At 64.5% G+C, this 24,439-nt stretch carries 20 protein-coding genes and 3 tRNA genes; 3 read left to right on the forward strand and 20 right to left on the reverse strand.

Translation table 11 applies throughout. From position 1 onward, the window contains the following. Positions 1-24 precede the first annotated feature (24 nt). From ASD77_RS00990 to uvrB, 12 genes are all read right to left on the reverse strand, one after another. Positions 25-495, reverse strand: coding sequence for a cupin domain-containing protein (locus ASD77_RS00990; RefSeq protein ID WP_055936057.1), 471 nt, complete (start codon positions 493-495; stop codon positions 25-27). Positions 496-600: 105 nt separating this feature from the next. Continuing rightward, positions 601-677 (reverse strand) — tRNA-Pro (locus tag ASD77_RS00995). A gap of 86 nt (positions 678-763) precedes the next feature. Further along, positions 764-1,120, reverse strand: coding sequence for a MerR family transcriptional regulator (locus ASD77_RS01000; protein WP_055936060.1), 357 nt, complete (start codon positions 1,118-1,120; stop codon positions 764-766). Further along, a complete protein-coding gene (locus ASD77_RS01005; RefSeq protein ID WP_055936063.1) occupies positions 1,101-1,400 on the reverse strand; it encodes an integration host factor subunit alpha in 300 nt (99 codons plus the stop codon). Before ASD77_RS01005 ends, ASD77_RS01000 begins: the two co-directional genes overlap by 20 nt. 56 nt (positions 1,401-1,456) lie before the next feature. Continuing rightward, positions 1,457-3,850 carry a phenylalanine--tRNA ligase subunit beta gene (pheT, locus tag ASD77_RS01010; RefSeq protein WP_055936065.1) on the reverse strand — a complete coding sequence of 798 codons (2,394 nt, stop codon included), beginning with the start codon at positions 3,848-3,850 and terminating at the stop codon, positions 1,457-1,459. Positions 3,851-3,965: 115 nt separating this feature from the next. Beyond that, a complete protein-coding gene (gene pheS / locus ASD77_RS01015) occupies positions 3,966-4,961 on the reverse strand; it encodes a phenylalanine--tRNA ligase subunit alpha (RefSeq protein WP_055936069.1) in 996 nt (331 codons plus the stop codon). Positions 4,962-5,181: 220 nt separating this feature from the next. Continuing rightward, positions 5,182-5,541 carry a 50S ribosomal protein L20 gene (rplT, locus tag ASD77_RS01020; RefSeq protein WP_055936072.1) on the reverse strand — a complete coding sequence of 120 codons (360 nt, stop codon included), beginning with the start codon at positions 5,539-5,541 and terminating at the stop codon, positions 5,182-5,184. Positions 5,542-5,551: 10 nt separating this feature from the next. Beyond that, positions 5,552-5,749, reverse strand: a complete 198-nt coding sequence (gene rpmI / locus ASD77_RS01025) for a 50S ribosomal protein L35 (RefSeq protein WP_014160066.1) — start codon at positions 5,747-5,749, stop codon at positions 5,552-5,554. A gap of 353 nt (positions 5,750-6,102) precedes the next feature. After that, complete coding sequence (gene infC / locus ASD77_RS01030; protein ID WP_082563055.1) at positions 6,103-6,627, reverse strand: translation initiation factor IF-3; 525 nt, start codon at positions 6,625-6,627, stop codon at positions 6,103-6,105. A gap of 47 nt (positions 6,628-6,674) precedes the next feature. After that, positions 6,675-8,582 carry a threonine--tRNA ligase gene (thrS, locus tag ASD77_RS01035; RefSeq protein WP_055936077.1) on the reverse strand — a complete coding sequence of 636 codons (1,908 nt, stop codon included), beginning with the start codon at positions 8,580-8,582 and terminating at the stop codon, positions 6,675-6,677. A gap of 315 nt (positions 8,583-8,897) precedes the next feature. Next, positions 8,898-8,972: transfer RNA gene (locus tag ASD77_RS01040), tRNA-Val, on the reverse strand. Positions 8,973-9,047: 75 nt separating this feature from the next. Next, positions 9,048-11,069, reverse strand: a complete 2,022-nt coding sequence (gene uvrB / locus ASD77_RS01045; protein WP_055936080.1) for an excinuclease ABC subunit UvrB — start codon at positions 11,067-11,069, stop codon at positions 9,048-9,050. Between the two features lie 151 nt (positions 11,070-11,220). Between uvrB and ASD77_RS01050 the strand changes: the two genes are divergently transcribed. Both ASD77_RS01050 and ASD77_RS01055 read left to right on the forward strand, forming a co-directional pair. Beyond that, the gene (locus tag ASD77_RS01050) at positions 11,221-11,787 is read left to right on the forward strand and encodes a GspH/FimT family pseudopilin (protein ID WP_055936084.1); all 567 of its coding nucleotides are present in this window, start codon (positions 11,221-11,223) and stop codon (positions 11,785-11,787) included. A 102-nt stretch (positions 11,788-11,889) separates the two neighbouring features. Beyond that, positions 11,890-11,966, forward strand: a tRNA-Asn gene (locus ASD77_RS01055). A gap of 114 nt (positions 11,967-12,080) precedes the next feature. Here the strand turns inward: ASD77_RS01055 and ASD77_RS01060 are convergent. From ASD77_RS01060 to ASD77_RS01085, 6 genes are read right to left on the reverse strand one after another with little or no spacing between them, the layout of a single operon-like run. Continuing rightward, positions 12,081-12,491 carry a type IV pilin protein gene (locus ASD77_RS01060; protein WP_055940821.1) on the reverse strand — a complete coding sequence of 137 codons (411 nt, stop codon included), beginning with the start codon at positions 12,489-12,491 and terminating at the stop codon, positions 12,081-12,083. Between the two features lie 18 nt (positions 12,492-12,509). Next, positions 12,510-15,809 (reverse strand): PilC/PilY family type IV pilus protein, encoded by a 3,300-nt coding sequence (locus ASD77_RS17630; protein ID WP_082563057.1) that lies wholly within the window; start codon positions 15,807-15,809, stop codon positions 12,510-12,512. Continuing rightward, complete coding sequence (locus ASD77_RS01070; protein WP_082563058.1) at positions 15,806-16,351, reverse strand: PilX N-terminal domain-containing pilus assembly protein; 546 nt, start codon at positions 16,349-16,351, stop codon at positions 15,806-15,808. The genes ASD77_RS17630 and ASD77_RS01070 overlap by 4 nt, the downstream gene beginning before the upstream one ends. After that, positions 16,348-17,199, reverse strand: coding sequence for a prepilin-type N-terminal cleavage/methylation domain-containing protein (locus ASD77_RS01075; protein WP_055936090.1), 852 nt, complete (start codon positions 17,197-17,199; stop codon positions 16,348-16,350). The genes ASD77_RS01070 and ASD77_RS01075 overlap by 4 nt, the downstream gene beginning before the upstream one ends. Further along, the gene (gene pilV / locus ASD77_RS01080; protein ID WP_235578444.1) at positions 17,196-17,681 is read right to left on the reverse strand and encodes a type IV pilus modification protein PilV; all 486 of its coding nucleotides are present in this window, start codon (positions 17,679-17,681) and stop codon (positions 17,196-17,198) included. The genes ASD77_RS01075 and pilV overlap by 4 nt, the downstream gene beginning before the upstream one ends. Continuing rightward, positions 17,678-18,235: a GspH/FimT family pseudopilin gene (locus ASD77_RS01085; RefSeq protein ID WP_055936096.1), complete on the reverse strand. Its 558-nt coding sequence runs from the start codon at positions 18,233-18,235 to the stop codon at positions 17,678-17,680. The genes pilV and ASD77_RS01085 overlap by 4 nt, the downstream gene beginning before the upstream one ends. 159 nt (positions 18,236-18,394) lie before the next feature. Between ASD77_RS01085 and ASD77_RS01090 the strand changes: the two genes are divergently transcribed. Then, positions 18,395-19,432: a histidine kinase gene (locus tag ASD77_RS01090; protein ID WP_055936099.1), complete on the forward strand. Its 1,038-nt coding sequence runs from the start codon at positions 18,395-18,397 to the stop codon at positions 19,430-19,432. 9 nt (positions 19,433-19,441) lie between these two features. Here the strand turns inward: ASD77_RS01090 and ppnN are convergent, their stop codons facing one another. Together ppnN and ASD77_RS01100 are read right to left on the reverse strand one after the other, a co-directional pair. Further along, the gene (gene ppnN, locus ASD77_RS01095; protein WP_162247622.1) at positions 19,442-20,830 is read right to left on the reverse strand and encodes a nucleotide 5'-monophosphate nucleosidase PpnN; all 1,389 of its coding nucleotides are present in this window, start codon (positions 20,828-20,830) and stop codon (positions 19,442-19,444) included. 125 nt (positions 20,831-20,955) lie between these two features. Beyond that, positions 20,956-24,369, reverse strand: a complete 3,414-nt coding sequence (locus ASD77_RS01100; protein ID WP_156383420.1) for a TonB-dependent receptor — start codon at positions 24,367-24,369, stop codon at positions 20,956-20,958. Between the last annotated feature and the right edge of the window lie 70 nt (positions 24,370-24,439).

Here is a 24,439-nt window from a genome sequence, read left to right on the forward strand (position 1 = left end):
CCGCGCCGCCATGGGGCGATCGGTTCAGGCGACCTTGCCGCCCGCTTCGCGCAATGTACGCGCGACATCGCTGCCGCTCTGCATCAGCTCGAAGCCCTGCCAGCTGAAGCCGGGCGAGACCGAGCAGTCGACCAGCGTGAAGCCGCCCAGCGAACGCGCGCTCTGCCAGACACCGGCGGGCACCACCTGGTTCGATTGTCCGCCGCGTGCGGAGGTGTCCAGCTGCACCCGCGTGAGCGTGCGCTGCTCCGGATCGAACATCGACAGCTCCAGCGGGCTGCCGTCGTGCCAGTCCCAGACCTCGGTCGCGTCGACGCGATGCCAGCGCGTCACCACGCCTTCCGGCAACAGGAACTTGATCGCGGTGAGCGCGGGCCGCTCGATCCCGTTGACCTCGGTGCGCTTGGCCGACTCGTAGACGCGGCGGAAGAACCCGCCCTCCGGATGCGGCGCCAGTTGCAGCTCGCGGACCAGCGCATCGGTGATCGGGTTCATCGGGTTTCCTGTGCGTGCCGCCGGAGATGAGGGATCGTCGCCATTGGCGTACGACGGGCACAAAAAAGCCCACGCATCGGCGCAGGCTTGATGTCGAACCGCGATTGGTCGGGACGGCCGGATTTGAACCGACGACCCTCTGCCCCCCAGGCAGATGCGCTACCAGGCTGCGCTACGCCCCGAATCTCGCGGTTCGGCCCGCCTTGCGACGGGCCGCGCATTATAGCCGGAATTCCTCGGCGACTCCCAGCAGGAGCGCCGTGGGATATCAACGGCGGAGCAACTGGAGGATTTCCTCCAGCTCCATCCGCACCTGACGCACGATCTGCGCGCTCATCGCCGATTCCTGCTTGGCGCCCTCGCCTTCCAGACGCAGGCGGGCACCACCGATGGTGTAGCCCTGTTCGTACAGCAGACCACGGATCTGCCGCACCATCAGCACGTCATGCCGCTGGTAGTAGCGGCGGTTGCCGCGGCGCTTGGCCGGTTCCAGGCTGGGGAATTCGGTTTCCCAGTACCGCAGCACGTGCGGCTTCACGTCGCACAGCTCGCTCACCTCACCGATGGTGAAGTAGCGCTTGGCCGGAATCGGCGGAAGCTCGCGGTTACTGCCCGGATCCAGCATACGTTTCCACCCGCTCCTTGAGTTTCTGACCCGGCCGGAAGGTCACCACCGTCCGTGCCGAGATCGGGATTTCCTCACCGGTCTTCGGATTGCGGCCGGGGCGCTGGTTCTTGCGCCGCAGGTCGAAATTGCCGAACCCGGACAACTTCACCTGCCGGCCCTGCTCCAGGGCCTCGCGCAGCACGTCGAAGTAGGCGTCGACGAATTCCTTCGCCTCGCGCTTGTTCAGGCCGACCTCGTCGAACAGACGTTCGGCCATCTCCGCCTTCGTCAATGCCATGGATTACTGCATCCCCATTGCGGCCGTCACCGGCCGTGCCACTGTCTTCATACCGATCATCCGCGGATCTTTGCGCCGTGCGCTGCCTCGATCGCGGCCACGACGGCAGCCACGACCTGCGCTACCTCGACCTCGGTGAGAGTGCGTGAGTTGTCCTGCAAAATCAAGCCCATAGCGAGACTCTTTTGACCGGATTCGACCCCCTGTCCGACATAGCGGTCGAACAGCTGGACATCACGCAGCAGCGGGCCCGCGGCGTCCCTGGCGGTCGCGGCGAGGGCCGCCCAGGAGACCTCTTCGGCCACGACGAACGCGAGGTCCCGGCGGACGGACGGGTAACGGGACAACTCCGTCGCGCGCGGCAGTGCGCGGGCACTCAGCGGCACCAGTTCCAGTTCGAAGGCGAACACGTCGGCGTCCAGGTCCAGCGCGCGTTGCAGGCGTGGATGCAGCTGCCCGATCCAGCCGATGCACGTGCCATCGCGGTAGACGTCGGCCGAACGCCCCGGGTGGGCATGGGCGGCGCGCGAGGGGCGGAACTCGAGAACAGCGCCGGCCAGGGCCGCGACGCTTTCGAGGTCGCCCTTGAGGTCGTGGAAATCGGCCTTGCGCGACGGCACGCCCCACTGCTCGGCGACCGCGTCGCCGGTGATCGCGGCGGCCAGCCGCAACGACTCGACGGGCGCTTCGCCGGCCTGCGCCGGCGCTTGGAAGACATTGCCGATCTCGAACAGGCGCACGCGGCCGGCCTGGCGTGCGGCATTGCGCTGCAGCGCCGCCACCACGCCGGGCAGCAGGCCGGTGCGCATGATCGCCAACTCGGCGCTCAGCGGATTCGCCAACGGCACCGCGCCCTCTGCCGCTCCCCAGAGCGCAAGCCACTTCGCATCGACGAAGGCGAAGTTCACCGTCTCGAAGTAGTCGCGCGCCGCCAGTTGGCGGCGCACCTCACCGGGTTCGACGCGGGTCTCGCTCGGCGATGCGATGCGGGTGGCGCCACCCGGCAAGGTGGTGGGCACACGGTCGTAACCGTGGATGCGCGCCAGTTCCTCGATCAGGTCTTCCTCGATGGCGATATCGAACCGCCGGCTCGGCGCGACTACGCTCCAGCCCTCGGCGACCGCGGCGGCCTGCAGGCCCAGCGCGCGCAGGATGCGTTCGATCTCGGCGTCGGGAATCTCCACACCCAGCACGCGCGCCACGCGGGCGCGACGCAGCAGGATGGCGGTCGGCCTGGGCAGATGCTCGGGCAGCACCGCCTCGGTGGTCGGGCCGGGCACGCCGCCGGCGATCTCGACGATCAGGCGGGTGGCGTACTCCACCGCAATGCGCGGCAGCTCCGGATCGACGCCACGCTCGAAGCGATGGCCGGCATCGGTGTGCAGGCCCAGCTTGCGGCTGCGCCCGATGATGGCGGAAGGAATCCAGTGCGCGGCTTCCAGAAAAACGTTACGCGTGGCGTCGGTGACGCGCGTATCCAGCCCGCCCATGATGCCGCCCAGTGCCACGGCGCGCGCGGCGCGACCGCCGCGGTCATCCGACACGACCAGGAAATCGTCGTCCAGCGTCACCGTGCGGCCATCGAGCAGCGCGAGCGTCTCGTCGGCGTGCGCGGGACGCACCGCGATGCCGCCCTCCAGCGAGTCCTTGTCGAAGGCATGCATCGGCTGGCCGAGCTCCAGCATCACGTACTGGGTCACGTCGACCAGGAAACTGATCGGGCGCACACCACTGCGGCGCAGGCGTTCGGCCATCCACACCGGCGAGGGTGCGGTGGCGTCGACACCTTCGATCACCCGGCCGACGAAGCGCGGCACGCGTGCACCGGCCTCCAGTTCCACGGCCAGCGCGACCGCGCTCTGTGCCGGCACGGGCGCGGCGTCGAACGGCTTCACTTCGCTGCCCAGCGAAGCGGCCACATCGTAGGCGATGCCGCGCACGCTGAAGCAGTCGGCGCGGTTCGGCGTCAGCTTGATCTCGATGCTGGCGTCAGGCAGTTGCAGATAGTCGGCGACCGGAGTGCCGACCGGCGCATTGGCCGGCAGTTCCAGCAGGCCGGAGGCATCGGCATCGACGCCCAGTTCCTTGGCCGAGCACAGCATGCCGTTGGACTCCACGCCACGCAGCTTGGCCGCCTTGATGGCGATGCCGCCGACGTTGGCACCCACCATCGCGAGCGGCGCGATCAGACCGGGACGCGCATTGGGCGCGCCGCAGACGATCTGCAGCAGCTCACCCCGCCCCGCATCCACCTGGCAAACCTGCAGGCGATCGGCTTCGGGATGCCTGGCGCATTCGACGATGCGCGCCACCACCACGTTGGCCAGGCCATCGCCCAGCGCGGTGACCTCTTCGACCTCCAGGCCGATCGCGGTGAGCGTCGCGGACAGCTCGTCGCGGGTGGCCTGGGTGGGGACGTGGCTGCGTAGCCAGTTTTCGCTGAATTTCATTCTGAAATTCCGTGATTCGGGATTCGGGATGAGGGGATTCGCAAGAGCGCGGGCTTGGGCCGGGGAGAAGACTGGCGCCTACCAATCACGAATCCCGAATCCCGAATCCCGTTGCTCAAGCAAACTGCCTGAGGAACCGCACATCGTTCTCGAAGAACGCGCGCAGGTCGTTGACGCCGTAGCGGAGCATCGCGAAGCGCTCCACGCCCAGGCCGAAGGCGAAGCCGGTGTAGCGCTCAGGGTCGATGCCGCAGTTGCGCAGCACGTTCGGATGGACCATGCCGCAACCCAGCACTTCCAGCCAGCGGGTACTACCGTCGGGCTGCTGCCAGGCGATGTCGACTTCGGCACCCGGCTCGACGAACGGGAAGTAGCTGGGGCGGAAACGCATCTCGAAATCGCGCTCGAAGAACGCGCGCACGAACTCGGCCAGCGTGCCCTTGAGGTCGGCGAAGGTCGAATGCTCGTCCACCAGCAGGCCTTCGACCTGGTGGAACATCGGCGAATGCGTCTGGTCGCTGTCGCTGCGGTACACCTTGCCGGCGGCGATCATGCGCAATGGCGGCTGGTGGGTGTCCATGTAGCGTACCTGCACGCCGGAGGTGTGCGTGCGCAGCAGGCGGCCGTCGCCGAAGTAGAACGTGTCGTGCATGGCGCGCGCCGGGTGGTGCGGCGGAAAGTTCAGCGCCTCGAAGTTGTGGCGGTCGTCCTCGATTTCGGGACCGTCGGCCAGTTCGTAGCCTAGCCGCCCGAAGATCTCGGCGATGCGCTCCAGTGTGCGACTGATCGGATGCAGGCCACCGCGCGCGCCGCTGCGACCGGGCAGGGTGACGTCGATGGTTTCGCCGGCCAGGCGCGCGTCGAGCGCCGCGTCTTCCAGCACGGACTTGCGCGCCGACAGTGCGTCGCCGATCGCGTCGCGTGCGCGATTGATGGCTTCGCCGGCGGCCTTGCGCTGGTCGGCCGGCAGTGCGCCCAGTTGCTTCAGCTGCGAGGTCACGCTGCCGCTCTTGCCGAGCAGGGCGACGCGCAATTGCTCCACCACCTCGGGCGACTGCGCGGCGGCGATGTCGGCCAGCGCCTGGGTGGACAGGGATTCGATATCGCTCATTTCTTGATCGGGCCTCGTGTCGTCATCCCGGCGAAAGCCGGGATCCATTCTGCCGTTGCATCTGCTTCGCGTTTGGCGGCCTTTCGCGCGAAGATCAAGATGGATTCCGGCTTTCGCCGGAATGACGGCAACCCACAAAAAACAATGGGGAAGGACTCGCGCCCTTCCCCACGTGTTGCCGGCGATGGATTGCCGGCGTGCTTTACGGTGGAGACGCGGCTTACGCCGCGAGTGCGCCCTTCGCCTTTTCAGCCAGGGCCGCAAAACCGGTCGCGTCGTGCACGGCGATGTCCGCCAGCACCTTGCGGTCCAGAGTGATGCCAGCCTTCAGCAGGCCGTTCATGAAACGGCTGTAGCTCAGGCCGTTGATGCGGGCCGCCGCATTGATGCGGGTGATCCACAGCGAACGGAAATTGCGCTTCTTCTGCTTGCGGCCGATGTAGGCGTACTGACCCGCCTTGATGACCGCCTGCTTGGCGACGCGGAACACCTTGCGACGGGCGTTGTAGTAGCCCTTGGCCAGGTGGAGGACCTTCTTGTGACGGCGACGCGCCGTCACGCCACGCTTAACTCGTGCCATGTCTCAGTCCTCAGAGGTAGGGAAGCATGCGGTTCAAACGGCCGCTGTCCTCGGCGCGAATGATATTCGTCGCACGCAGGCCGCGCTTACGCTTGGTCGCTTTCTTGGTGAGGATGTGGCTACGGTTGGCGTGGCCAGCCTTGAACTTGCCGGATGCGGTCTTGCGAAAACGCTTCGCCGCCGCCCGGTGGGTCTTGATCTTGGGCATTGCTATGTCCTTGACGGGTTTATGTCACTGATCCGGGCGGCGCCCTTCCGGTGCTTTGCGGCGTCGCCGCGAAGACCTGAAGGCCACTCTTTCCATCCATGCCCATATCGGCTTGTAAGTCATTGATTCCGGAGCGGAACCATAGACGGGTCCATCGGCTGCGAGCAGCCTCCCGGCGTACCGGGCCGCGTATTATGCCCGCTGCTGTTTTTTCTTGCAAATCCGGCTACTTAGCCCAGTAGCGGAGGGCTGAAAGCGAGAAAGGCGCCTTGCGGCGCCTCCCCTCACCCTTTGCCCCCTCCCCGCTTGCGGGGCGAGGGGAACGGCAGGTATCAGCGGCTTGGCCGCTGACATCACTTCTTTTTAGGGGCGATCATCATGACCATCTGGCGACCTTCCAGGCGCGGGCGCGACTCGATGACGATCTCGTCGCCCAACTCGGCCTCGATGCGCGCGGCCATCTCGCGGCCCAGTTCCTGGTGGCTCATTTCGCGGCCACGGAAGCGGATGTTGACCTTGACCTTGTCGCCTTCTTCCAGGAAGCGGCGGATGTTGCGCATCTTGATCTGGTAGTCGCCCTCGTCGGTGACGGGACGGAACTTCAGTTCCTTGATCTCGACCTGCTTGGTCTTCTTCTTGGCCTCGTTGGCCTTTTTCTGCATCTCGAACTTGAACTTGCCGAAGTCCATGATCTTGCAGACGGGCGGCTCGGCGTTGGGCTGGATCTCGACCAGGTCCAGGCCCTCTTCTTCGGCTTTCGCCAACGCCTCGTCGCGCGAGAGCACGCCGATCATCTCGCCATCGGAACCGATCACGCGCACCCGCGGCACGCGGATCTCGTGGTTCTTGCGGTTTTGCTTGTTGTCAGGGGTGCTGATGTTGCAGTCTCCAGGGAGGGGTGTACCGGCCCACCAAGGGCCGGAACTTAGTGTGCAGCGCGCTCGTTACGCAAACGCTCGGCGAAGGCGGCAACGGACATGCTGCCCAGGTCTTCCCCGGAACGCGTACGCACGGCGATGGCGCCATTGTCCTTCTCGCGGTCTCCGACCACCAGCAGGTACGGCACCCGCTGCAGCGTGTGCTCGCGAATCTTATAGCCGATCTTCTCGTTCCGCAAATCGGCCGCGACCCGGAAGCCTTGATTTGAAAGGGTTTTCCTGACTTCGGCCACATAATCGGCCTGGGCGTCGGTGATATTCATCACCACGGCCTGCTGCGGGGCCAGCCAGGAAGGAAATGCACCAGCATGGTGCTCGATCAGGATGCCGATGAAGCGCTCCATCGAGCCCACGATGGCCCGGTGCAGCATGACCGGATGTTGCCGCTGGCTGCTCTCGTCCACGTACTCGGCGCCGAGGCGGCCCGGCATCATGAAGTCGACCTGCATCGTGCCCAGCTGCCAGGTCCGGCCGATCGCGTCCTTCAGGTGGTACTCGATCTTGGGGCCGTAGAAGGCGCCCTCGCCCGGCAGCTCCTGCCACTCCACCCCGCAGCTGCGCAGGGCGGCGCGCAGGGCGGCCTCGGCCTTGTCCCAGGTGGCGTCGTCGCCCAGCCGCGATTCCGGGCGCAGGGCGATCTTGATCTGGATGTCCTCGAAACCGAAGTCGGCATAGACCTTCAGCGCCTGCTGATGGAACGCGGTCACCTCGGCCTCGATCTGGTCTTCCGTGCAAAAGATGTGGCCGTCGTCCTGAGTGAAGCCGCGCACGCGCAGGATCCCGTGCAGCGCGCCGGAGGGCTCGTTGCGATGGCAGGCGCCGAACTCGCCGTAGCGGATCGGCAGGTCGCGGTAGCTGTGCAGGCCCTGGTTGAACACCTGCACGTGGCCCGGGCAGTTCATCGGCTTGACCGCATAGGTGCGGTTCTCCGACTCGCTGAAGAACATGTTTTCCTTGTAGTTGTCCCAGTGGCCGGACTTCTTCCACAGGGCTACGTCGAGGATCTGCGGGCAACGCACTTCCTGGTAGCCGCTGTCGCGGTAGACCTTGCGCATGTACTGCTCGACCACCTGCCAGATCGCCCAGCCCTTGGGATGCCAGAACACCAGGCCCGGCGCCTCTTCCTGCAGGTGGAACAGCTCCTGCTGCTTGCCGATCTTGCGGTGGTCGCGCTTCTCGGCTTCCTCGATGCGCTGGATGTAGGCCTCCAGCTGCTTCTTGTCCGCCCAGGCCGTGCCGTAGATGCGCTGCAACTGCTCGTTCTTGGCATCGCCGCGCCAGTAGGCGCCGGAGATACGCGTCAGCTTGAACGCCTTCAGGAAACGCGTATTCGGCACGTGCGGTCCGCGGCACATGTCAACGTATTCCTGGTGGTAGTACAGGCCCATCGCGGTGACGTCGGCGCCCATGTCGTCGATCAGGCGCAGCTTGTAGTCCTCGCCGCGGGCCTTGAACACCTCCACCACCTCGGCGCGCGGCGTCATCTTCTTGATGACGTCGTAGTCCTGCGCGATCAGTTCCTGCATGCGCTGCTCGACGGCCGCCAGGTCGTCCGGGGTGAACGGACGCTCGCTGTAGATGTCGTAGTAGAACCCCTCGGCGATCACCGGGCCGATGACCATCTTCACGTCCGGATACAGCTGTTTCACCGCATGGCCGACCAGGTGCGCGCAGGAGTGGCGGATGATCTCCACGCCCTCCTCGTCCTTGGGCGTGATGATGCGCAGCGACGCGTCATGGTCGATGACGTCGCTGGCGTCGACCAGCACACCATCGACCGCGCCGGCGACGGTGGCCTTGGCCAGGCCGGCACCGATGGACTGCGCCACCTCCATGACGGAGACGGGATGTTCGAACTCGCGGCGGCTGCCGTCGGGGAGGGTGATGGTGATCATTGGGGGGCCGTGATTCGTGATGGGGATTCGGGAGTCGCAAAAGCGCCGGCTCGCGGCCTGGGACCGGTATTCGCAGTGCGGATACTGTCGCCCCTGCGAATCCCGAATCCCGTCTTGCCAATTCCGTGGCCGCCAAGCGGCCAACAAAAAAGCGCCACGAGGGCGCCTACGGGATGCAGTGCCTCGGGCAGTACCGGATTCAGGCCTGGGTAGTGCTCATGTCGCACGCTCGGCCGGCGTTTCCGCGGGCCACCTCGTGATGAAGATGGCGCATCGGACTGGCCCCGGACGTCCGGAATCCACGCTGTGGAAGCGTGGTGGGCGGTACAGGGTTCGAACCTGTGACCCCTACCATGTCAAGGTAGTGCTCTACCGCTGAGCTAACCGCCCGGTCTGCCCTTTGCAGGGGCGCGAATTCTAGCCCGGAAGCGGGGTCGCCGACAACCAGGACGTGCCGCGGCGCCGTCAGCCGCCCAGGCTGGCCTCCTTAAGCCGCTGGATCTGGTCGCGCAGGCGCGCGGCGTCCTCGAACTCCAGGTCGCGCGCGTGCTGGTACATCTGCTGTTCCAGCGCCTTGATCCGGGCCACCGCCTTGGCCGGATCCATCACCCCGTACTCGGCCGGCTCCTCGGCCACGCGGCGCGACTTGCCGCGCCCGCCCTTGCCCTCGTTGGCCGCCTCGCTGCGCGCGCCCTCCAGGATGTCCACGATGGGGCGGGCCACCGACTTCGGCGTGATGCCGTGCTCCAGGTTGTATTCCACCTGCTTCTCGCGGCGCCGCCCGGTTTCGTCGATCGCGGCCTGCATGGATCTGGTCATCTTGTCCGCATAGAGGATGGCCTTGCCACGCAGGTTGCGGGCCGCGCGGCCGATGGTCTGGATCAGCGAGCCGGTGGACCGCAGGAAACCTTCCTTGTCCGCATCGAGGATCGCCACCAGCGACACCTCCGGCATGTCCAGGCCCTCGCGCAGCAGGTTGATGCCCACCAGCACGTCGAACTTGCCCAATCGCAGGTCGCGGATGATCTCCACGCGCTCCACGGTGTCGACGTCGGAGTGCAGGTAGCGCACCTTGATGCCGTGTTCGCCGAGGTATTCGGTCAGGTTCTCGGCCATGCGCTTGGTCAGGGTGGTGACCAGCACGCGATCGCCCCAGGATACGCGCTCGTTGATCTGCGACAGCAGGTCATCCACCTGGGTGCCGACCGGACGGATTTCCACTTCCGGATCAATCAGGCCGGTGGGCCGGACGACCAGTTCCACGATCTCGCCATTGGACTCGCGCAGTTCGTACGGTCCCGGCGTGGCCGACACATAGATGCTGCGGGGCGAGCGCGCTTCCCACTCCTCGAACCGCAGCGGCCGATTGTCCAGCGCCGACGGCAGGCGGAAACCGAACTCGACCAGCGTCTCCTTGCGCGAGCGGTCGCCCTTGTACATGGCGCCGATCTGCGGAATGGTCACGTGCGATTCGTCGATCACCAGCAGCGCATCCGCCGGCAGGTAGTCGAACAACGTGGGCGGCGGCTCGCCCGGCGCCTTGCCGGTCAGGTGGCGCGAGTAGTTCTCGATCCCGGAACAGAAGCCGACTTCCGCCATCATCTCCACGTCGAACTGGGTCCGCTGGGCCAGCCGCTGCGCTTCGACCAGTTTGTTCTGGGAGTAGAGCTGCTCCAGCCGGTCCTTCAGCTCGACCTTGATGGTGTCGATGGCGGCCAGCACGCGCTCCCGGGTGGTCGCGTAGTGGGTCTTCGGGTACACGGTGTACCGCTGCAGCTTGCGCAGCGACTCGCCGGTCAACGGATCGAACAGGCTCAGGCCTTCGACTTCGCCGTCGAACAGCTCGATGCGCACCGCCTCGGCATCGCTTTCCGCCGGATGCACGTCGATGATCTCGCCGCGCACGCGGAACGTGCCGCGCTGCAGTTCGTACTCATTGCGGGTGTACTGCAGCTGGGTCAAGTGGCGGATCAGTTCGCGCTGGTCGATGCGTTCGCCCAGCGACAGGATCAGCCGCAGCGACAGGTAGTCCTCCGGCGCACCCAGGCCGTAGATCGCAGAGACCGTAGCCACTACCAGCGCATCCGGGCGCGACAGCAGGGTCTTGGTCGCTGCCAGCCGCATCTGCTCGATGTGCTCGTTGATCGAGCTGTCCTTCTCGATGAAGGTATCGCTCGACGGAACGTAGGCCTCGGGCTGGTAATAGTCGTAATAGCTGACGAAGTACTCGACCGCGTTGTGTGGGAAGAACGCCTTGAATTCGCCGTACAGCTGCGCGGCCAGCGTCTTGTTGGGCGCCATCACCAGCGTCGGCTTCTGCACCTGCTGCACCACGTTGGCGATGGTGTAGGTCTTGCCCGACCCCGTCACGCCCAGCAGCGTCTGCTTCGCCAGCCCGGCCTCGAAATTCTCGACGAGCTTCTCGATGGCGCGCGGCTGGTCGCCGGCCGGCGAATAGGGGGACACGAGTTGGAAGCGGTCGGTCATGGCGCAAGCCCAGAGATCAACCGGGGAGTATAGCGACGCGGATGTGACGGACGCCGCGGGGAATTCCTACACGCGGACAGGAATCGACCTGATGGCGGACAGCGGCCACCGACATGAACCTGTCATGGCTCAAGCATCCAAGGAGTGGTCGATGGCAAGGAAGCCTTCACCTCCCCACAAGGGAGGTCATGCCGGTGCGTGCAGGCGCACATCCGGCTTCACGCTGGTCGAGATGTCGGTGACGCTCGCCGTCCTGGCGCTCATGGTCGCCATTGGTCTGCCATCCATGCGCGAGTTCCGCGCACGACAGCAGGCCAGCGCAACGGCCAACCTGTTGGTGTCCCACTTCGCCTCGGCCCGCATGACCGCCATCAGCCACAACGTACCGGTGGTGGTCTGCCCCAGCGACGGCGCCGGCGCCTGCCGCCACGGCACCGACTGGGGCGACCACTGGCTGTCCTTCCGCGATCCGGACGGGAATCGACAGCCCGACGACGGCAACGATCTCTACAGGAACGAGACCGTCCCCGACGCCCCCAGCATCCGCATCACGTCCACCCAGGGCCGACGTCATGTCCGCTATCAACCCACCGGCATGGCCTACGGCACCAACCTGACCATCCGGATATGCCACGACGGCCGCGTCGCCAGCAGCGTCATCATGAACAACACAGGCCGCGCCCGCACCGTGCGGGGCGACATGAAAACGCCCTGCTGACCCTGAAAAGCGACGCGCGAAAGCTCCCGCAACCGCGCCTGGGCGGATCGACAAGTACAGAGGCTTGTCCCCGCCGGACGGGCTGGCTACAATACGCGCCCCGCCCGAATAGCTCAGCCGGTTAGAGCACTTGACTGTTAATCAGGGGGTCGTTGGTTCGAGTCCAACTTCGGGCGCCAAGTAAAAAGAAAGCCGCATCGAGAGATGCGGCTTTTTTATGGACCCTGGTTTGTGGCAGCTCGGGCATCAGGCCCATATGCAACAGCCGACGAATGACTGCATGCGAGCGGGCCTCACCAACAACCTGCCGTCGCGGGCAACCGCTCACCCGCCTGGTTGATTGTCAGAATTCCGCAGCTATCGCCGTCCTGCTTCCCGATCGGCGTGGCACTCAATGTGTAAGTCCGTGCATCGACATCCTCAGGCGCGATGGTGTAGAAGTCGGCCGTATCGCCATCGCAGGCGAATGCGGCCGGCGAACCGGCGGCATTGTAGGCCAGCTGCGTCGTATAGAAGCGCTCCATCTGCTGCGCTGCCTGCAGCAGGCACGCCGTGCCGGCAGCACGCCGGCTCTTGCGGACATGCTCGTTGTAGCTGGGTAGCGCGATCGACGCAATGATCCCGATGATGGCAACAACGACCATCAATTCGATCAGCGAGAACCCGCTTTCCGAACGGGCGCCAGCGCTTGCGGAAACGTTCATAGGATGCATCTCCATTCGTCAGTCTCTCCGGATCTCGCGCCACGAGGCGCGATCCCACCGCGGCTGCGAAGTCAGCGGCGAACTCAATCCGCTGCCTCCCGTACCTCCCACCACCAGCAGGCCACGCAACAGATTGGGTAGTGTCGGCATGCCGTTACCCACATTCACCGAGCCCACCGGCAGCCCACCCGTTACACCGGCATTGTCCGTGCTGCCATCACCGTCCAGGTCGAAGTAGGACATGCCACCGCTTGTCCCGGTAAAGGCATCCAACGCATTGATGTAGCCGGTTCCGTCGGCGTTACACGCATCACCTGACGGGATGACACTCGCAGTGACCAAGAACCTAGCGGCCAGCTGTGCATCCTGGATGATCCGTTCACCACTTATGGGCAAATCGATGTACCAACCCTTCGACGTGGCCGGAAGTGCGGACTTGGATTCGAATGCACGCACATTGCCCTCGGTAACCTGTATTCCACGCTGTGTAAGATCGGAGCGCGCGTGCGCTGTACCCTCATCAACAAAGCCGTACATTGTCTGGACATCGACGTTGGTCGACTGTGCGTCCTCGGCGGTCAGATACCGCCCCGTACCGAAGAACACCCAGCGCTTTTTGGTAACGGGATGTACGCCTAGCGCAACCGCACCGCTAATGGGCTGGGCCTTGCCACCGGCATCCTGCGCCGTGAAGAGGCGGGTCACACTCCACGCACCCGGCGAGGTGCTCGTCAAGTCGAACTTCCACACATTACCCAGCATGTCGCCCGCGTAGACATAGGCCAGCGTCCTGCCATCCGGGCCATAGACACCGGTGGGAGCCGACAGGCCATTGGGTAGTGCAGTGGATCCGACGCCCGTGTCGATCTCGCGAATGACAGCCCCCGTGTCCGCGTTCAACACCATCAGGACCGCACGCTCATTCGTACTGTTGATGCCATTACCCGTCACCAGGGCGGCTGCGCCCGTCTGCACCTGGGCAAAGAACGGCTTGCCGAGGATCAATCCCATGTTGGCACCTGACGCGCGCTCCCACTTGTACACCGACGTCGCGGTCGCGGCTGCCGGCGCAGTGACATCCAGCGCGTACAGGCCTTTGCCACCCTTGCCCAGCGTACCCACGAGAACGTTGCGGTTGGATGTGAGTGCCCGGTTGCTGACGACCACCGGGCCGTCGACGAAGAACTTGTGTGCGTAGTCGCCCCTGCTCAGTGTCGACAGATGGTTGATGTTGATGATGCTGGGGATGTAGGAAAACAATTCCACCCCTGTCGACGCATCGAACGCATGCAACATACCGTCGTTGGCACCTACGTAAAGCGTGTTGGTTTCCTTCACGTACGCAGGCGATGAGCCGATGATGTCGCCGATCTTGCTGGCGATTCGGTTGCGCAGTACGCCCCCGCCGGTATGCTCCTCAAGCCGCTCCTCGCCCTTGATGTAGTTGGCGTTGTCCGTCGCGGTAACCGGATAGTTCAATGTGCTGCCCGTGCGAGCCAGCAAAGGAAGTTGCGTCCCGGACGGAAAGGCTGTGCCGCTCGTACCCGTAGACGTGAAGACCTTGCGGCTATTCCATGCCGGTAGTGATCCCGCCCAACTGATGGTATTGGCCACGCCCGAAGTGGTGACCGAGCGTGCCGTCACTTCACCCGTCCAACTTCCGGGAACGTAGCTCGCATTGAAGACCTGGGCGCCCGTGTCCAGCGACACCGTATTGCTGGCGACATTGGAGAACGAGCTTGCACGCCCACGGATCTCACTCAATGCGCTACGCAGAGCCCGGGCGAAATCGTCGGCATTGTTGGCCAATACGAACGTGCCGCGACCGTTGACGGCTGCGTGCCACAAGTCGTCGATACTGGGAGACTGGTTGTTGGTTGGAAATGGCCACGTCTTAGTGCCTGCAGTGATTGCTGGCAGGTCCGTCTCCGGATCCAGTGTACCTGCGGCGCCCAGCGATACCGAGAAAGTCACCATGTGCTGCCAGAAAGCAGGATTGGCCGTCGAACTCGGCACCACATTATCCAGATCCGGGCGCAGGTCGTTCTTCCAGTACCGCATGGCGATGTCGGCCAGCGTGTTGGAGTGCGGGCTTGAGTACGGTAGTGATGGCGTATACGTATACGGCGCTCCGCTGGGATTGGGGATCGCCGCGCCAGCCGCATTGTCTTCTTCAGCAACTGAGGTCCAAGCACCATCATTACGATAGCCATCGGTCGTCAGGATGGTGAAGTTCTGGCGGCAGGCGAACTGGTCCTCGCCCCACGGACCGGTACTGGTCCTATCCGTTGCGAAGTACTGTCCTGCCTGGTACAGAGCCTCGCGCAACGGTGTCGAGCCACCACCCGTCTCCGCGTAGAGACGCTGATACCACGCCGTCTTGTTGTTGTTGGCACCAGTGGGGCCACTGGGATCCTCGAACAAACCCTTGTTGCGAGTTACGGGGATTGGCTTAGCACGCGTGATCGGATGGCTAGACCAATTGATGCCGCCCGATGTGCCACTAATTGGCATGTCGTTCCAAATATTCCGGTAGCCTACGCGATACTCCGAACCAATTTCGGAGAAAGCACGACCCGACGCTGCTTTGGCGATCTTGTAGCGGGTCCTGTGGTAGGAATACCAAGTCGCATAGTTAAGCCGCTCATCCGCTTCCGAACGTGCAGTAGGCGATACTCGCTGACAGTTTCGAAAATCGTTGCCGGTGCCTGTGGAACATCCGCGACCGTCCAGACCCCTGTTATAAGGGAATGATCCGCCAACACGTGGACCGTAGTCGCTCCGGATGATAACCCCGTCCGAGTGGATCTGGTAACGCCAGAAATTGGTCTGGTTATTCAGGTCCCCGGCCAGATTCTTGGCCACGTAGAACGTTTCATTTATGAACGCTCCAGTGCCATCTATATTGGTGAATAGATTGAGAGTGCTGTTATCGAAAGGTGGGATACGCTCTGTACCCGCGTAGACCCTCCCAAAATCCTGACCACCCGTCATGGTTGCGCCAGTCGAGTCGACCCACGGCAAGTAGGTCGTGGCTGGATTGTACGAAAGCTTATTGTGCAAATAGCTGCTGCGCCGCCAGCCCGTAGGCGCGTTGTCCGGCAAGAAGTCCGACTGCATCGAGCCGGAGTTGTCCAGCACAAAGAGGATGTTCGGCGGAATGCGTGCACCGATGGTGAGCGGCTGGTCCGGAATGGCAATACCTGCATTGGCCGGCAGCGCCAACAACGTGGCGAGGAACGCCACGGGCAGACTCCACCACTGCCGACGACGAGCAGCGTTCTGGCGATCAGGTTGGCGCGAGTGTTGGATTTTCATGGCTCATCCGGAATGCGGCTGATGACGGTGGCTTGCACGAGCACGTCGGCACGGCCTTCGGCGCGGCTACGCGCTGTCACGCGATACAAAGGGTTTGCACAATTCAGCGTGGAGCCCGAGGTGGAATCGCATCCTCCCGGCTGGCCTGGTCCGGTACCGATGTACTCGACCCAATACTCGGGAGGCTCGGGAATGAGCATGTTGTCGTAGTTGGCCGCGGGTACAGGCGTCCACGCAGCCGCTGACCCGCTCGGGCATATGCCATTGACGCAAGCGTCGCTTGGTTCAGGGGTGTCGGTATCCCAGTTTCCAGCGCCGAGGACCTGGTCCTGAGCGAAGCGCAACGCGCCCTCCGCTGCCTGAAACGCAATGCTTCGATCACGGAGGTTGGCCGCCATGCGTTCCTGCATGGCGGAACTGCGCATGATGGCAAGCCCAAGGATGGCGGTGACCACCAGCAGGATGAGCACGACGACCAGTGCGATGCCCTTCTGATCCGCCCGCGCCCGCATGGAAGGATGGCGGAAGTTGAAGCGACTCATAGCGTGCGTCCTCTCAAGCTGACGACATTGGACACCTGACGGGTAATCTGGGCACCGTCGTCAGCCACACCTTGCAACGTCAGCGCCACCCGCACGGACACCACATCGTCTCCCGCGACGTTCGCATAGTTGGCGGCGCCGCGCTGCAGGTATTGGAATGCGATGTTCTGCACTCCTTCGATCACCTCTTCGGGAGCGCCCCCCATGCGGCTCATGTAAAGTGAATTGCCGCCGCGGCCGTTGGCCTGCACGAACCAGTTCACATCACGAAATCGCGCCAGTATCACGGAAGGGAGCAGCACGGGATCGTTGACGGGGTAATCTGGCAATGCGGCAAAGCTCACCGTGTCAGTGCTGACCCCTGTTGCGGTGATCACATGTGTCTTGTTGCTGTTGCACAACACGATCACGTCACCCACCGAGAATGCATCGGTGGCATCCTCCAGGTCGTCGCCGTCCAACGTAACCGACGTATTGGTGGTACCCGTCACGCGATAGGCCGTGTCATCCCCGGAGAACACGCGCAGGGTAGTAGCTGTCCCATTGATGGGGGCGGTTCTGAAGCTCGTCGCCGCTGCACCCACGCCTTCCACGGCTGAGAATCGCGAACACGCACTGCCGCCTGCCGCGCGGATGTCTCGCGACATCAACTCGAACGCAATGCGGGCATTTTCCTGCACGCGATTCAAACCCTCGTTCGAGCGGTAGGTCGCCTGGTTGGATTGCAGGATCGCCAACGCCGCGCCCGCTACCAACAGACCCAGTACCAGCGCGACCATCAACTCGATCAAGCTGAAACCTGCTACCTGCTCTCGCGTCAGCCCGGAACCACTGCTACGCAGACTCATATCGTGGTCCTCGTGACAATGGTCCGAGTCTGTCCGCCACCCGCACGCGAATCGTCCCACTGGACGGTGATGACGCACGCTTGGGGACAATTCTGGATCTGTCCACACGTGGTGTTGTCATTCACATTGCTGGTGATGTTGAGCTTCAGATCCTGGATCCAGTTCCGCAGATCGTTCTGCGCCAGGGTTCCGGCAGGACCGGGTGCGCAGACCATGCCGCCGGTGTTGTAGTTGCCGGCATTGAAACGATTGGCACGCATGGCGTCGAGAATCGCGTTCGTCTGCATGACGGCCTGGCTCGTTTCCAGCGAACTCTGCCCGCCACGGAGGGCAACGGATTGCATGGCGGCGACGCCAAGCAGTCCGATACTCAGGACAACCACCGACACCAGCACTTCAATAAGGCTGACGCCCTGCACGGCACGCCGACCGCGCAGCATGTCGCGATGGGCGCGCGTGGGCGCCTCAGACTCATATTTCATGGGCAGTCGCCTCCACCATTGTTCCTTGCAGTCATGACGTGACCTGCAACACTGATCGTAATGACGCGCTGATTGTCCGCCGGCTTGTCGGTCGGGATGCATGCCGTCAGCGTCGTCCCCGCGGCGATCAGCCCGGTTGAATTGAAGGTGACGCCGCCCGCAGGGCCACTGAGTTGCATGTTGCCGGGGAAAAGGCCTCCGCGAACGGTTTCTTCAACCGCATCGCGGTTGTTCTGGCCGACCACGGCCCAACCTTGCCAATCGGCACCTGCCGTGCAGGTCTCACCGTCGTCACTGCCGCAGAGGACGACCGGCGCACTTCGCCGGATGGCCTCCGCCCGCGCCAGCTGCGCCGCCGATGTCAGCTCGCCGGCGGTACTGGACAGGCGATTGGAGTTCATCAGCGTGATCATCGCCGGAGAGGCGACAGCCGCGATGAGGGCGATCACCGCGATCGTCACCATCAGCTCGATGAGCGTGAAACCACGCGATTGGCGGCGGAGCTTCCACAGCGCCCCGCCAATCCCGGCCTGGGTTGGGTGAAAGACGGACATACAGTTCCCCTTGTTGAGGGTCCACCCTAGCCCCGCCCAACCCCTGGGCACCAGCGCTTACGGAATGAACGGCGCAATCCGTCCCCTAAAAGGCAACCCGGAGCCCGGCGAGGCGAAGGCATTGCGGCATGATGGCGGCAATCCCCGAAAACCCACGCCATGACCGCCCCCCCCTCTAACAACGCGCTGAGCCCGCTCGATACCCTTTGGCAAGCACGAACACTGGTCTGGGTGCTGCTGGCCGGAGAGGCGTTGGCTGCGGTGTTGGCCATTGCCCCGGGCCGGGAGGGCGATCGTCTGGCGTACTTCGGGGTTGCGTCGTTGGCGATCCAGTGGATCGCACTCACATCGCTGGGCTTGCTTTACCTGATGCGCCGCTGGCTGTCACGGATCAGCCCGCCCTTCGTCGCTCAGGTGGGGCTTGGCGCCTTCCTCGCCAGCACCTGGATCGTCCTGCTGATCGGCTGGGTGACATTGCATGAGCTCATGCCCGTTCCAGATGGCGGATGGATGGCCTTTTCGATCCGGGTCACCGCCATCGCGCTGATCATGGGGCTGCTGGGTCTGGCCGCGTTCCAGGCGCAGTGGAACGCGAAGCAACTGGCCGTCAGCGCCGAACACGCCAAACTCCAGGCCCTGCAGGCCCGCATCCAGCCGCACTTCCTGTTCAACACCCTCAACACCGGCATCTCGCTGCTGCATGCCAAGCCCGACTTGGCCGAACAGCTGTTGCTGGATCTGTCGGACCTGTTCCGGGCGGCGCTGTCGCAGCGTGACGCGCTCCCGCTGGAAGAGGATCTGTCGCTTGCGCGCCGCTACCTGGAGATCGAACAGCTCCGCCTTGGGGATCGGCTGCATCTTGACTGGGAGGTCCCCGAAGCGCTGCCCTCGCTGCAGGTGCCCACGCTGTCCATCCAGCCGTTGGCCGAGAACGCGATCCGCCATGGCATCGAACCCTCCACCTCGGGCGGTCAGGTGGGCATCCGGGTCGAGACGGTCGACGGCTACCTGCAGGTGTCCGTCTCCAACACCTTGCCGCCGGCCTCGTCGCGCGCTGCGGCAGGCCATCAGGTCGGCCTCAGTTCGGTGCGGGCGCGCATCCACGCCGCAACCGAGGGCCGCGGACGCGTGGAGACGCGCATTGCCGATGGCCGCTACTTCGCCGTCATCCGCTTGCCGCTCGGCACCGCCGACTAGCGCGAGGCGTCAGGTCGCTACGCGATAGCAGGGTCGGTACTCGCCGGCGATCTTCATGCGCCGCTGTTCGACGAAGGCGCGCAGCAGGGCGTCCAGCGCCTGCATCATGGCGGCGTCGCCATGGATCTCGAACGGACCGAATTCCTCGATCCGGCGCATGCCGTCCTCCTTGACGTTGCCCGCGACAATGCCGGAGAACGCGCGACGCAGGTCCGCGGCCAGATCATGGACGTCGCGGCCGGGACGAAGCTGCAGCCCCGCCATCGCCTCGTGCGACGGAACGAACGGCTGCTGGTAGTCCTCGGGAATCTGGATGGCCCAGTTGAAGAAGAACGAGTCCTTGTGCTCGATGCGGTACTCGCGCACCTTGCGGATACCGGCCACCATCTTCTTCGCCACCGCCACCGGGTCGCCGACGATGATCTCGTAGCGCTCGGCTGCCGCGTCGCCCAACGTCAGGCGGATGAAACGGTCGATCTGCTCGAAGTACGGCGCCGCGATGGTCGGACCGGTGAGGATCAGCGGGAACGGCAGGTGCGCGTTGTCCGGATGCAGCAGGATGCCGAGCAGGTACAGGATCTCTTCGGCCGTACCGACGCCGCCGGGGAACACGATGATGCCGTGGCCGATGCGGACGAAGGCCTCCAGGCGCTTCTCGATGTCCGGCATGATGACCAGATGGTTGACGATCGGGTTGGGCGACTCGGCGGCGATGATGCCCGGCTCGGTCACGCCGATGTAGCGCGTCTTAGCGCGACGCTGCTTGGCGTGCGCGATGGTCGCGCCCTTCATCGGCCCCTTCATCGCACCGGGACCGCAGCCCGTGCAGATGTCCAGCCCGCGCAGGCCCAGCTCGTAGCCCACCTGCTTGGTATAGAGGTATTCATCCCGTGAGATCGAGTGGCCGCCCCAGCACACCACCAGGTTGGGGTCGCTGGGCTTGAGGATGCGCGCGTTGCGCAGCAGGCCGAACACCGCATTGGTGATGCCGGCGGAGGATTCCAGGTCGGCCGCATACTCCGGGCCGAGTTCGATCGCGGTGTAGGCCAGGTCGCGGACCACGGCGAACAGCAGCTCGGCGATGCCGCGAATGATCTCGCCGTCGACGAAGGCCATGGCCGGCGCGTTGATCAGGTCGATGCGCACGCCGCGGTCCTGCTGCAGCACCTGGATGTCGAAATCCGGATACAGGTCGCGCGCCGCGCGCGGATCGTCCGACGCGCTGCCGCTGGTCAGCACGGCCAGTGCGCAGCGGCGCAGCAGCTCGTGCATGCCGCCACTGGAGGCGTCGCGCAGGCGTGCCACTTCGGCGCGGGAAAGCACGTCCAGGCCACCGCGCGGGTAGATCCGCGCGTCCTGCACCGGCAACGCCCTCGATGCCGTTTCACTCATGGGAATTTCCTGTCTTCGTTCGTCAGAGGCGGGACTTTAGCGCAGTCGCGCAGGCAAGAGGAGTCCGCCCAAAAAGAAAACGGCCGGGTTTCCCCGGCCGTTCGTGTTGCCTTCCGCGATGCGGCTGCGGATCAGAACTCGTACTTCAGGCCCACCGACAGCGACCACTGCGAGATGCCGTTGGTCTGGCTGTCGGCGTTGGTCGGAATACCGAGCGCCGTCGACTGGCCGAACTCCGTGCCGCTGCGGTAGCCATACACGTACTGGCCGTTGTAGATGCCGCGCAGCGAGGCGACCGCGTTGTTGGCGTTGAAGCCGTAGTCGATGATGTGGCCCCAGTCGTCGTTGATCAGGTTGCCGACGTTCTGGATGTCGAGCCAGATCTTGGACTTGTGGCCCTTCATGAAGCCCGGCAGCTCCTGGCTGATGCGGATGTCGAAGGTGTTGACCCAGCCGGAGGTGAAGCCGTTCTCCGGCGCGTAGGTACCCGCGTAACGGCTCAGGCCATCCTGCTGCTCCAGCCACGTCCAGAACGCCTGCTCCATGACCGGATCGGCAGTGAACTGGCCGGTGGCGCTCAGGTTGCCGAACAGCACGTCGCCGCGGCCCGCCGGCACGTAGAACAGGTCGTTGAAGGTGCGGTTGTCGCCGTTGGCGTCGCCGTTGAAGATGTAGCTGTACGGACGGCCGCTGCGGCCTTCGTAGAACAGACCGACCTGGGTGGCGTAGTCACCGAAGAACTTGTGCGACCAGTTCAGCGAACCGCTGAAGCGGTCCTTGATCTCGTAACGCGCCGTGCTGCTGGTCGGCTCGTTGATGCTGGCGCCCAGCTGCGAACCATAGCCCGAACCCGCGGTGGAGCTGGTCAGCGCCGAGACTTCCTCGGCGTTGGTGCGGGTGTAGCCCACGGTCCACGACCAGTCGCTGTCTTCCGAGACCGGCTTGGACAGCGAAACCGTCAGCTGCTGGCCCTTGCCCTTGTTGGTGTTCTCCAGCAGGAAGACGTCACCGAAGTAGGTGTTGCGACCGGTGCGCGCGCCGTTGGGCGCCAACGCGCCGGTGCCTGCGGCGGTGTTGCCGAACGGACGCGTGCTGTTCGGGTTCCAGTACAGCACGCGGCCGTCCGGACCGACGTAGCCGGGACCGACGTTGAGCGTGCGGTAGAACAGGCCGTTCTTGACGTCCGTCAGCAGCAGTTCGGCCGACGCCACGATGCCGTTCCACGGCGTCTCGACATCGATCGCCAGGTTGGCCTTCCACACCGACGGCAGCTCGAAGTCGTCGCTGATGGCGTTGACGTTGCGCACGCCCGCGCCGCCCGGCGGCACGTTCTGGTTCAGGCCATCGGCGCTGAACGGAACCAGCGCGGGGTTGGTGTAGTTCTGGTAGGAGATGTAGTTCATGCCCGTGTTGCTGTAGGCATTGCCCACCCACACCTGCGGGGCGTCGCCCTGGAACAGGCCGATACCACCGCGCAACTGGGCCGGACGCTCCCAGTCGAAGGTGTAGTTGAAGCCGAAGCGCGGCTGGATGATGTAGTCGCCGTTATACGTATTGTTGTTGGCGATCCCGAAGCCACCGGTATAGCCCGTGCCGCAGGCTGCATTGACGGTGCCGGGCGCGGCCGAGAAGCACGCGTTGAACGGCGCATCCGGGCTGGCGGTGGGCTTGTCGGCGCGCACGCCGAGCGTCAGCGTCAGGTTGGGCGTGACGTACCACGTATCCTGCACGAAGAAGCCGAGGCTCTTGTTCTTGTAGCGCGCGGCGATCATGTCCGCATTGGTCGGGTTGGTCTGCAGGTCGTAGTCGAAGTAGCGACCGGCGGTCAGGTTGCTGAAATCGGACACCCGCACGCCGCCCACCAGCGGACGCGGCACGTAGAAGCTGTAGTTGCCCCAGTAATCCTGCAGGAAGAAGTTGTAGATCTCGTTCTCGCTGTACTCGGCGCCGAACTTGAAGTCGTGATCGCCCACCGTCCAGGTGGCCGCACCGAAGTAGTTCCACGTCTCGGTCAGCAGGGCGTTGCCCGGCGAGCTGCGCTCGGTACCCAGGCGAATCGCGTCCAGGCCGCTGAAGCTGTTGTTGTTGGTGCCGATCGGGCTGTCGTTGCCGTTGCCGGTGACGCCGTCGTCGAAGTACACCTGGATGGTCGGCGCGGTGGTCGGGCTGACCCGGACGGCCGAGTAGTCGCGGTAGGACACCTTGAACTCGGTCGAGAACGTGTCGGACCAGTCGCTGAACAGCTGGCCGACGTAGCTTTCCACCGTCTTGACGTGGTTGTACCAGTTGGAGCTGAGCGAAAGCACGTTCGCGGTGGACGCTTCCGGACGCACGCGGTTCTGTTCCAGCTTGCTGTAACGCAGGCTCGCGCGGTGCGCGTCGCTGATGTTCCAGTCCAGCTTCAACGCATATTCTTCAAGCTCGGTGTCGCCGCCACCGGTCAGGTCGCCCGGTTCGAAGCCCCACACGTCACGCGCGATGTCCTGCACGGCGGCCAGGTCTGCGGCGCTGAAATCGGCGGTGCCGGCGGCCAGCGGATTGGTGCCCTGGCTCTTGCCGGCCGGACCGATGTTGCTCTGCTTGAACTTCTCGTAGTTGGCGAAGAAGAACAGCTTGTCCTTGACGATCGGGCCGCCCAGGGTCACGCCCCAGGTGGTCTCGTCGTCGTACTCGTCGAACGGCAGGCCGGTCACGTCGAGCGAGCTGCCGGCGATGCGCGCCGGGTAGTCGCCGAACCAGTCGCCGTCACGGTAGCTGCCGTACACGGAACCGTGGAACTCGTTGGTACCCGACTTGGTGACGGCGTTGACGTTGGCGCCGGCGGCGCCGGCCATCGTCACGTCGTAGTTGGACAGGTTGATGTCGATGGCTTCGATGGCTTCCATCGAGACCGGCTGGCGCTGGGTCGGCATGTTGTTGCCTTCCAGGCCGAAGGTGTCGCTGGCCGACACGCCGTCGATGGTGATCTTGTTGAAGCGCGGGTTCTGGCCGCCGGCGGTGATGCTGCCCGAGGCGCGGTCGCTGAAGGTCACGCGCGGATCGAGGCGCATGTAATCCTGGATGTTGCCGTTGACCGACGGCAGGTTCTCGATGGTGACGCGATCGACGCTGGTGCCCGAGCCCATCTTGGTCGCGCTGAAGACTTCCGAGCCACCGGAGAAGCCCACCGCCGTGACCGTTTCCAGCGTGGTCAGGTCGCCGGTCAGCGCGGCGTTGATGGTGCTGGTCTGGTTGAGCTGCAGGAAGACGTTGTCTTCGGTCTTGGTGCCCGAGCCGGACTTGGTGATGGTCACCTGGTAGGGACCGCCCACACGCAGGCCGCGCGCGGTGTAGCGACCGCTGGCATCGGTGGTGGCGCGGCTGACCGTACCGGATTCGACGTGGGTGATGGTCACCTCGGCGCCGGCGACGGGCTGGCCGCCATTGTCGGTGACCAGGCCGCCCACACCGGCCGAGGTGCTCTGCGCGAAGGCGGGAGCGGCGGCGAGCGCGACGACGAGGCCAAGGCTGAGCTTGGACAGGCGAAGACGACGGGATTGGTTCATCGGATAAACCTCGGTACGGGAGTGATGTGGCGAAGCTGGCTGACAGGACGTACGCGGAAGCGACCGTGGA

This window comes from Pseudoxanthomonas sp. Root65, assembly GCF_001427635.1.
Lineage (GTDB): Bacteria > Pseudomonadota > Gammaproteobacteria > Xanthomonadales > Xanthomonadaceae > Pseudoxanthomonas_A.